Annotated in this window: 10 protein-coding genes; 5 read left to right on the forward strand and 5 right to left on the reverse strand. The window is 72.9% G+C overall.

The features are described 5' to 3' along the window. Positions 1-85: 85 nt before the first annotated feature. Together TR48_RS24765 and TR48_RS24770 are read right to left on the reverse strand one after the other, a co-directional pair. Entirely contained in the window at positions 86-277 is a 192-nt protein-coding gene (locus TR48_RS24765) for a DUF5999 family protein (RefSeq protein ID WP_042371108.1), read from the reverse strand. 249 nt (positions 278-526) lie between these two features. Next, the gene (locus tag TR48_RS24770; RefSeq protein WP_052442976.1) at positions 527-1,195 is read right to left on the reverse strand and encodes a hypothetical protein; all 669 of its coding nucleotides are present in this window, start codon (positions 1,193-1,195) and stop codon (positions 527-529) included. Between the two features lie 367 nt (positions 1,196-1,562). Here TR48_RS24770 and TR48_RS24775 point away from each other — a divergent pair, with 367 nt between their 5' ends. Together TR48_RS24775 and TR48_RS24780 are read left to right on the forward strand one after the other, a co-directional pair. Then, the gene (locus TR48_RS24775) at positions 1,563-3,065 is read left to right on the forward strand and encodes a glutamate-cysteine ligase family protein (RefSeq protein WP_042371110.1); all 1,503 of its coding nucleotides are present in this window, start codon (positions 1,563-1,565) and stop codon (positions 3,063-3,065) included. Between the two features lie 180 nt (positions 3,066-3,245). After that, positions 3,246-4,040: a CPBP family intramembrane glutamic endopeptidase gene (locus tag TR48_RS24780; RefSeq protein WP_042371112.1), complete on the forward strand. Its 795-nt coding sequence runs from the start codon at positions 3,246-3,248 to the stop codon at positions 4,038-4,040. A gap of 50 nt (positions 4,041-4,090) precedes the next feature. On the opposite strand, the gene TR48_RS24785 is transcribed toward TR48_RS24780, so the two are convergent. Next, positions 4,091-4,930, reverse strand: a complete 840-nt coding sequence (locus TR48_RS24785) for a PhzF family phenazine biosynthesis protein (protein ID WP_042371115.1) — start codon at positions 4,928-4,930, stop codon at positions 4,091-4,093. Positions 4,931-5,121: 191 nt separating this feature from the next. Between TR48_RS24785 and TR48_RS24790 the strand changes: the two genes are divergently transcribed. Continuing rightward, the gene (locus TR48_RS24790) at positions 5,122-6,171 is read left to right on the forward strand and encodes a LacI family DNA-binding transcriptional regulator (RefSeq protein WP_042371117.1); all 1,050 of its coding nucleotides are present in this window, start codon (positions 5,122-5,124) and stop codon (positions 6,169-6,171) included. Between the two features lie 26 nt (positions 6,172-6,197). Here TR48_RS24790 and TR48_RS24795 read toward each other — a convergent pair whose 3' ends face one another. After that, positions 6,198-6,884 carry a DUF4232 domain-containing protein gene (locus TR48_RS24795; protein ID WP_042371120.1) on the reverse strand — a complete coding sequence of 229 codons (687 nt, stop codon included), beginning with the start codon at positions 6,882-6,884 and terminating at the stop codon, positions 6,198-6,200. 260 nt (positions 6,885-7,144) lie between these two features. Between TR48_RS24795 and TR48_RS40840 the strand changes: the two genes are divergently transcribed. Then, on the forward strand, positions 7,145-7,804 hold the full coding sequence (locus TR48_RS40840; protein ID WP_084729725.1) for a PadR family transcriptional regulator: 660 nt from the start codon (positions 7,145-7,147) through the stop codon (positions 7,802-7,804). On the opposite strand, the gene TR48_RS24805 is transcribed toward TR48_RS40840, so the two are convergent. Continuing rightward, positions 7,735-8,232, reverse strand: coding sequence for a hypothetical protein (locus TR48_RS24805; RefSeq protein ID WP_174501735.1), 498 nt, complete (start codon positions 8,230-8,232; stop codon positions 7,735-7,737). The two genes, TR48_RS40840 and TR48_RS24805, sit on opposite strands and share 70 nt — an antisense overlap. A gap of 497 nt (positions 8,233-8,729) precedes the next feature. Between TR48_RS24805 and TR48_RS24810 the strand changes: the two genes are divergently transcribed. Beyond that, a complete protein-coding gene (locus TR48_RS24810; RefSeq protein ID WP_052442977.1) occupies positions 8,730-9,245 on the forward strand; it encodes a Clp protease N-terminal domain-containing protein in 516 nt (171 codons plus the stop codon). Positions 9,246-9,507: the final 262 nt, after the last annotated feature.

The following is a 9,507-nucleotide window of genomic DNA, read 5'->3' on the forward strand; positions in this document are numbered from 1 at the left end:
CACCCGGGGCGGATGGTCCTCCAGTAACAGGGCCATCCGCCCCGAGTGGTTGCTCGCGCGGTTCCCCGCGCCCCTCAGTTGCTGCTCACGCGGCCCCGGCCAGTGCCCGCCTGGGGGCGACAGCGCGGCCGTCGGGGAGGATCTCGCCGGTGTCCTCGAAGACGAGGACACCGTTGCACAACAGGTTCCACCCCTGCTCCGGGTGGCTCGCGACGATCACGGCCGCTTCGCGGTCCGGCGAGTCGGCGGACGGGCACTCAGGACAGTGCTGGCACATAGCTCGTACCCTCGTTTCGGAAACCAGAGCCGCGGTTGCGGGCGCGGAGGTGTGAAGTGCCTTCTCGCCGGGTAAGACGTTGGGCTTGCTCCGCTGGTTCACAGTCTCCGCGTCCCGAGACCGAACCGCAGCCATTTGGTGACATGCGTCACGTCCGATCGGGCCCGAACAGCAGAAACCACCCGTTGTGACCATGTGCCAAGTGGTCACAACGGGTGGTGCCAGGGGGTGCCGCGGGGTCAGCGAGCGTCAGCGTGTGCTGGTGAGCAGTGCCGCCGCTCCGGAGCCGCCCCCTGCCTTCGCCTTCGGCTCGCCCGGCTCGCGGCTGGTGAGCGCGAGCAGCGCGAGCAGTTCCTCCGCGTGGTGGGGGATGTGCGCGGTGACCCCGAGCGGCGCCGGGACCAGGGGGATCAGCAGGTCCGGCGTCGGCGTGGCGGACAGTACGGGGTGCAGCCACAGCGCCGTCATGTAGTGGGCCGGCACGGACAGCAGGCGCGGCATGTACGTGGTCGGGGTGCCGGCGGTGTGCAGGCGGGCCTGCCGCAGGGCACGGAGTGTCGCCGCCGGATAGGGGCCCTCGGCGAAGTGCGAGAAGACGTGCGGCTCGCCCGCTCCGGGCTCGTCGGGGCCGCGTTCGAGGGTGACCGCCGCGGCGACCACCTCCTCGCCGTCCTGGATCAGGAAGCGCCAGCCGGTGCGCCGGGCGCCGGTCAACTGGGACACGGCCTCGCCCCGAGCCGGAGCCGACATCGGGTCGAGAACATGGAGCGGGAGCGGCAGAGCGGGGGTGAGCGGTCCGATGCAGCGTCGCATCGCCGAGGAGTGGACGGGCAGGGCGCCGGGGGCGTCCGGGTCGTCCAGGGCGTCGAGAACGGCGCGCAGGGCGGCGGCGGGCGGCTGGGGTAGCTGCAGGGACATGTCGGTTCGCCTCTCGTGGCAGCAGAGACAGGCGGGACGGGGATGAGCGTGCGGAGCGGGACGCAGCGCGCAGGCTGAGGGCCCGCGCGGTGCGGGTGACAGCAGATCGTGAGGCAGGGCAGGCCTCTGGGGCCGGGCGTCCCGGCGGCATCGGGCCATGCGTACCTGTATCTCGCGATTCTATATGAACGGGTGCACGGCGTGACTCTTCTACTACGCTGCGTGCACGCCCGCAAGGGAGATTTCGGGCAGTTCGTATACCGGCCGCCGTTTTGGCACATGCCTTTTCGCGCACCTGGTCGGACTGTCGATCACCCCTTCGGGGCATGCTCCCCGATACCGCCGATCGAGGGAGGGATGGGCGCCCATGGGGGAGAAGGTGGTCGTCGCCGGCTCAGACCTGGCAGACCGTCAGCTCTACCGGCACAAACTGCGCCAGTGCGTGGACGCGTTGGAGAGACTCCTCGTCGAGGAGCGCTTCGACCGGCCCCGGGCGATGATGGGCCTGGAGATCGAGATCAACCTCGCCGACGAGGCGGGGCTCCCCGCCATGCGCAACGAAGCCGTCCTGGAGGAGATCGCGAGTGGGGACTTCCAGACCGAGCTCGGTCAGTTCAACATCGAGGTCAACATCGCCCCGCACCGGCTCGGCGGGCGTGTCTTCGAGGAACTGCGCGAGGAGCTCGCCGTCGGCCTCGCCTACGCGGACCGGCGGGCCCAGCGCGCCGGGGCGCGGATCGTCACGGTCGGCATCCTGCCGACGCTGACCGTCGACCACGCCGTCCTGGACAACATCTCCGCAGGTGACCGCTACCGGCTGCTGAACGACCGCATCCTCGCGGCGCGCGGCGAGGACATCAACCTCGACATCGAGGGCGTCGAGCGGCTGCGCGTCGACGCGGTCTCCATCGTCGCCGAGGCCGCCTGCACCTCGCTCCAACTGCACCTGCAGGTGACGCCGCGGCGCTTCGCCAAACTGTGGAACGCGGCGCAGGCGCTGACCGGCGTCCAGCTCGCGCTCGGGGCGAACGCGCCGTTCCTGTTCGGGCGGGAGCTGTGGCGGGAGACCCGCCCGGTCCTGTTCGAGCAGGCCTGCGACACCCGTCCGGCGGAGCTCAAGGCGCAGGGGGTGCGTCCGATCACCTGGTTCGGCGAGCGCTGGATCGACTCGGTCACCGATCTGTTCGAGGAGAACCTGCGCTACTTCCCCTCGCTGCTGCCGATCTGCGACGAGGAGGACCCGCTCAAGACGCTCGCCGCCGGAGGAGTCCCCACCCTGCGTGAGCTGCGGCTGCACAACGGGACGATCTACCGGTGGAACCGGCCCGTCTACGACGTCGCCGACGGCGTCCCGCACCTGCGGGTGGAGAACCGGGCCCTGCCGGCGGGGCCGACCGTGGTGGACACGCTCGCCAACGCCGCCTTCTACTACGGACTCGTGCGCACCCTCGCCGACCAGCCGCGTCCGGTCTGGCAGAAGATGTCGTTCGAGCTGGCGACGGAGAACTTCCACGCCGGCGCCCGCCAGGGCATCGACGCCGAACTGTGGTGGCCGCGCGGCGGCGGACGCCGCGGCGGGGGCCTGGTGCGGGTCCCCGCGCGGGAGCTGGTGCAGCGGGAGCTCCTGCCGATGGCTTATCAGGGCCTTGACGCCTGGGGTGTCGACCCGGTCGACCGGGACCGGTACCTCGGGATCATCGAGGGCCGGTGCCGCACCGGGATCAACGGTGCGGCGTGGCAGAGCGCGGTTTTCCACGACCAGATGGCGCGGCACGGCCTCGACCGCGGGCCGGCGCTGGAGGCGATGACGCGTCGCTACATGGAGCTGTCGCGCGCGGGCGAGCCGGTACACACCTGGCCGCTGCGATGAGGAGGGTGGCCGGGAGAGGGGTGGGGCGCCGCGGCAGACGAGGTGATGGCGGCAGTTGAGGTGATGGTGAGAGGCGGCGGCTGACACAGCGCGCTGTGCGATGATCGGGCCAACCCCCGATCATCGCCGCCGTCCGCCATCATCGCCGCCGTCCGCCATCATCGTCGCCGGAGTCATCCCGTGAGCAGCACCGAGACGCTCCCCACTCTCCCGCAGCCGGTCCGCCTGACCCGCCGCCTGCTCGGTCAGGAGCTGCTGATCGTCCTCGGCCTCTCGCTCGGCGCGAGCGGCCTCTCCGCGGTGATCAGCTTCATGGGCTCGCTGACCGCGCACAAGTCGCTCGAGTCGCAGCAGGCGACCCTGAACGGCTCCATCACGCCCGGCCGCCCCTGGCTGGACCTCAGCTGGCACCTGTTCGACATCGCCACCGCGCTGGTGCCGGTCTTCCTGGTCGCCTACCTGCTGCTGCGTGAGGGCTCGTCGCTGCGCGCGTTCGGGTTCGACCTCACCCAGCGGTGGCGCGACCTCGGCAAGGGCGCGGTCGTCGCCGCCGTCATCGGCGGCTCCGGCCTGGCCCTCTACCTGGGGGCGCGCGCCTCGGGCGCGAACCTCACCGTCGTGCCGAGCGGGCTGCCCGACGTCTGGTGGCGCATCCCTGTCCTGATCCTCTCCGCCGCGCAGAACGCCGTGGTCGAGGAGGTCATCGTGGTCGGCTACATGCTGCGCCGACTGAACCAGCTGGGCTGGTCCTGGCCGGCGACGGTCGCGGCCAGCGCGCTGCTGCGCGGCTCCTACCACCTCTACCAGGGCGTCGGCGGGTTCGTCGGCAACGTGGTGATGGGCGTCATCTTCTGCTACCTGTACCGGCGCTGGGGCCGGGTCGCGCCGCTGGCGATCGCGCACACGTTGATCGACACCGTCGCCTTCGTCGGCTTCGTGCTGCTGGCCGGTCACGTCAGCTGGCTGCCGACGTGACCTGACTGCCGAGGTGACCTGACTGCCGACGTGACCTGGCACTGCGTGCCTCAGCGCTGGGCGGCCTCGCTCAGGGTGCCGTCGAGCACGGTGACCGCCCGGCCGGTGAGCAGCACCCGGTCGCCCTCCAGGTGCAGCCGGACCGTCCCGCCGCGCCGCGAGACCTGACGACCGACGAGGGTGTCCCGGTTGAGGTGCGCGGCCCACAGCGGGGTCAGCGCTGTGTGCGCGCTGCCCGTCACCGGGTCCTCGCCGACGTCGACACCCGTGCCGAACCAGCGGGAGACGAAGTCGTAACCGCGGGCCTCCGCATCGTCGGCGCGGGCGGTGACGATCACCCCGCGCGGGATGCCGGCGTCCACCAGCGCCGCGAGCCGGGTGTGGTCGGGGCGCAGTGCGCGCACCGAGGTCTCGTCGATGAACTCGAGCATCAGATCGCCCAGCGCGCCGGTCTGCCACACGCCGATCCACGCGTCCGAGCCGAGGGCCGCCGCGAGCGCCTCGGGGGCGGTGCCCGGCTTGGGCGGGTTCGCCGGGAAGTCGAGCGTGATGCTGCCGTCCTCGGCGGTCCGCGCCCGAAGCGGCCCGCTGTTGGAGTCGAACACGGCCTCCGCGCCGGCCGCGATCAGACCGTCGGCGGCCAGCGCGTGCGCGGCCGCCAGCGTCGCGTGCCCGCACAGGTCCACCTCGACCGCGGGCGTGAACCACCGGATCGCCCACCGGCCTGCCTCGACGGGGCGCACGAACGCCGTCTCCGACAGGTTCATCTCCGCGCCCAGGCGCGCCATCCAGTTCGCGTCGGGCCAGGGCCCCTCCGGCAGCACGCAGACGGCAGCGGGGTTGCCCGCGAAGGGGGCGTCGGTGAACGCGTCGATGATCCTGATTCGCATGCCGCGAGCCTATCGAGCGGAGCCGGTGGGATCCGGGCCGTCAGGCCTCCGCTGCGGCGGGGGCCTAATAACAGTGCTTGTATAAGTGCTGTCACGTTTTGGGGACGGGGCTCGGGGAGAACACGGGGAGAACTCGGGGAGAATGAGCCGGACGGTCCAGGGCTGAGGCGGCGAGGGGACGGGCGACGGGCATGGCGGACGAACGCGGCGGGGCCGGTCCGGTGACGCTCCAGGACCTCGCCCGGGAGCTCGGCCTGCACGTCTCGACCGTCTCCCGGGTGCTCAACGGGACCGCCGGGGCGGGGGTGCGGGCCGCGGCGCCGCAGACCGCGCAGCGCATCCGCGAGCTGGCCGACCGGCTCGGCTACCGCCCCGACCCGCACGCCGCCAGCCTGCGGACCCGTCGCAGCAACCTCGTCGGGGTGCTCTTCCCGCGCCTCTCCGAGATCGTGGTGGCCACCATCTACGAGGGCATCGAGGAGGAGGCGACCGAGCACGGGCTGTCCGTCTTCGTCGCCAACACCCACGACGATCCCGCCCTCCAGCGGCAGCGCCTGGCGATGGTGCTGGGACGCCGGGTCGACGGAATGATCATCGGCGACGCGCACCTCGACGGCGCGGCGCTGGACCACCCGATGCTGCGCGGCACGCCGTACGTCCTGGTCAACCGGCATGCCGGGCCCGAGCATCCGGCGGTCACCTGTGACGACCGCCTCGGCGGCCGGCTCGCCGCCGAGCGGCTGCTCGCGCTCGGCCACCGCGAGGTGGCCGTCGTGGCCGGCGAGTCCTTCGCCAGCACCGGCGCGGACCGCGCGAACGGCTTCGCGGACCGCTACCGCGAGGCCGGTCTGCCGCTGCCCGCCCACCGCGTCCGGGCCTGCCGGTTCGACACCGCGGGCGGCCGCGAGGCCGCGACCGCGCTCCTCGGTGCGCCCGGGCCGCGGCCCACCGCCCTCTTCGCCGTCAACGACCTCGCCGCCATCGGCGTGATGGGCGCGGCCCGCGACCTCGGCCTGCGCCTCGGCGAGGACCTCGCGCTGATCGGCTACAACGACACCCCGGTCGCCGCCGAACTGCCGGTCCCGCTCACGACCGTCCGCTCCCCGATGACCGACCAGGGCCGCCTCGCCGTCCGCGAGCTGCTGCGCACCCTCTCCGGCGGCACAGCCGAGTCGCGGCTGCTCCGCCCCGAGCTCGTCATCCGCGCCTCCTGCGGCACCCCCGTCGGCCCGCCTGCCTGAGGGCTGCGCGGAGGTCCTCTCCAGGGTCAGCCCGTGGCGGGGAGGCCGAAGGCGCCCGGGGTGACCGGGTTGATCTCGAGGCTCGAGCAGATGCCCTGGCGGCCCATTAGGGGCCGGCTCAGAAGGACCGTGTTCGTGGTGTCCGGCGCGGTGACCTCGAAGACGCCGGTGCCCGCCGGGTAGCAGCCGTGCCCCTCGTTCAGGCGCCACTCGACCACGGCGTGGGCGGTGCCGCCGGGGCGCAGGGTGACCAGGGGCGGCCTGGTCAGGGGCGGCTGGTCGCCTCGGAAGCCGTTCAGGACGCGGGTCGCGTCGATGACGGTCCCGCTGTCCGCGATCGCCACGCCCGGATACCCGCGCAGGGTGCAGGTGTGCCCGCCGACGTTCTTGAAATCCACCGCCGATGCCTGGAGCGGTTGGCCCATGCCTCCGTATCCCCAGCTGGTCAGCAGGTCGCCGTTCCCGCAGGGCGCGAGGCCTCTGGCGGCCGCGGGCACGGCGGTGCCGTGCCCGGTGGGAGACGGCGTCGGCGTCACCATCGGTGACGCGGTCGGTGACGCCGTCGGCAGGGCGGTCGGGCTGTGCGTCGCCTGGCCGGCCGTGCCGGCGGCCGCTCCGGGGGAGCTGTGGCCGCTGCCGGAGCAGCCGACCAGCGTGGCGCAGGTGACGGCGAGCAGAGTCGCGCCGGAGAAGAACGTACGGGTGACAGCCACGGTGGTGCCTTTCGTGCGGACCGGGCGGACACCAGTGCGTTGCCCGCACAGCCAAGCACGCGCGTCCGCCGGACAGCGGTTGCTGTGCGCCCGTAACAGGTAGCACTACGTGACGGTCGAGGGATCCGAACATTCCGTCTCTCCACCGCCCTTGCTTGACGACAGTTACCGATATATCGTTGATGCATCGAGATAGTCGAAAGACTGTCGGTGATGTCAACCACCATTCATGCATTCAGAGAAAGAGAAGGAGTTCGATCATGCGAACCCGACACCACTTCGATCCGAGGAACAACAACGGAAGGGCTCCTGGCCGGCCCGCGTTCGGTGAGTTCGGCTCGCCCGAGTTCGGGGGACCGGGAGGACCGGGGCCGTTCGGGCCCGGATTCGGGCCTTGGGGGCACAAGGGCCGTGGCGGCCGACGGGGCCCCGGCGGCCGGGCGCGGCGCGGCGATGTCCGCGCGTCGCTGCTCGCACTGCTCAAGGAGCGCCCGATGCACGGTTACGAGATGATCCGCGAGATCGCGGAGCGCTCCGGCGGCAGCTGGCGGCCGAGCCCCGGTTCGGTCTATCCCACACTGCAGATGCTGGACGAGGAGGGCCTGATCACCAGTGAGGAGAGCGGCGGCAAGAAGCTGTTCTCGCTCACCGAGGCCGGCCGCGCCGAGGCCGAGCAGGGCCCGGAGGCGCCCTGGGAGGAGGCCGGACAGGGCGAACACTGGGAGACCATCCGGGAGTTCGGCCGGGCCGGCGGCGCGGTCAAGGACGCGCTGCGGCAGGTCGTGATGACCGGGACGCCCGAGCAGCGGGCCAAGGCGCTGGCCGTCCTCGCGGACACGCGCAAGCGGCTCTACCTCATCCTGGCCGACGCGGACTCGGAGCCGACTCCGACGGACGCGGCCCCGGAGGACCGGAGCTGACGCGCGGCCCCCGGTGGCCGTGACAGCAGCCGGTCCACGTGGCGGCGGCGCAGGCCCTGCCCCGGCTCGACCGGCAACAACAGCACATCGCTGCGGTCCGCGTAGCGGCGCAGCAGGCGCGGCGGGATCAGGTCGTCCACCCAGGCGAACGGCCGTCCCGCCGCGTGCCGCATGATCGGCGCGAAATCCCCTTCCGGCGCACCGGAGTTCGCGCCCCCGCAGGCCACCCAGGGCAGTGCGGGAATCCCGAGCAGCGGCGCGATGCACTGGTTGGCCCACGCCTCCCAGGTGCTCGCCCACGCCAGCTCGTAGACCTCGGACAGCTCCCGCAGCCACGCGCCGTGCGCCGGACTGAGCAGCACCTCGCTGCGCAGCAGCAGATGCCGCGTGTAACCGCTCCCCGGCCGTGGGCATACGGGGTTCAGCACGCCGTCCACGTCGAGGTAGAGCAGCGGTTTGGCGGGCGGGGCGGGGGTGGTCAGCTGACGGCTCCCGGGGTCGGTGGCTTGTCGGTATGCGCGGAACGGGTGATGACTCCGTGAAGTGTTCGACGGTCTGGGGGCCGTGCAGGTTGCAGCCGGACCGGATTGTTGACGGGGCGCGCACGCCCGCGGTCGCGCCTGCACGCCCGTGGCACGCGCCCCACGCGCCCCGAGCGTTGACGCTGGTCAGTCGCGCGGGGTGGCGCGAGGGTGGCGCGACGTCCCGGCGGGGCGATGGGAAGATCGTATCTGTGGGTTGACGAATGGTCACCCTGCGCAGCAGACTTCCCGGGCGGCCCCTCATCGGACCACGCCCTGGATTCCCCCGGAACCCTGAATCCGACCTGCGCTGAGCACCAACTGCAGCAACGGCCCGTCCCGGCCGTTCGAGGCCCATCGCCGGGCTGTGCCGTCCTTCCGCTCGACCTCGTGGTGGAGACCTTTTGCGTCCAGAACCCCTCCGCGTCGCCGCGACATCGGCGTTCGCACACCGGGAGGAACCCGCCCTGGTCGGCGCACTCGCCGTGGTCGTGGCGCGCGCCCGACGTCGTGCGCTGCGCGCCGGCGATCCGGAGGTCGACACGGGTCACCTGCTCCACGCGCTGCTGGAGACGGACGAGTCCGCGCTGGGTGTCGCGGCGCCGCTGCCGATGCAGGCGACGCGCCTCATGGGGTATCTGGTCCAGCGCAGCATCGGCTTCGGCCGGCTGTGGCGCTTCGGCGAGGGCGTCGCCGACCGCGAGCGCGAGCGCTCGGCGGGGCTGGCCTGGAGTGCGACCGCCGCGGGCGCGCTGGGCCGCGCGGCACGCGGCGGCGGATCGGTGCTCGACCTGCTGCGTGAGCTCGCCACGGTCCCCGACTCCCGCGCGGCCGAGATCCTCCGCGGCGCGGGCATCGACCCCTCGGCCGTCGTCCAGCGCTCCTCCGCGCAGGGCGCGGAACACACGGGCGGCTGGTAGTCGCCGCGCTGGCGGGCGGGGCACCCGGCGGGGACGCGGGCTGGGCACCCGGCGGGGACGGCGCCGACGCCGTCCGGCCCCGGAACGGCCTCGCCGAGGGGCGAGGGACCCGGCCCGGACGGCGTCGGCGCCGCCGTGATCTCTCGGTGTCCCGCGTGCGCGCCTTGGAAGCCGGGCTCTGGCGCGCCTGGGCGAGGCGGGCCGGCGGGGCAGCGCGGAGCCCCGCCCCTCGGGGGGTCGGGCACCCGGGGGGCGGGGGTCG

This window comes from Streptacidiphilus neutrinimicus (assembly GCF_000787815.1).
In the GTDB taxonomy this organism is placed as follows: domain Bacteria; phylum Actinomycetota; class Actinomycetes; order Streptomycetales; family Streptomycetaceae; genus Streptacidiphilus; species Streptacidiphilus neutrinimicus.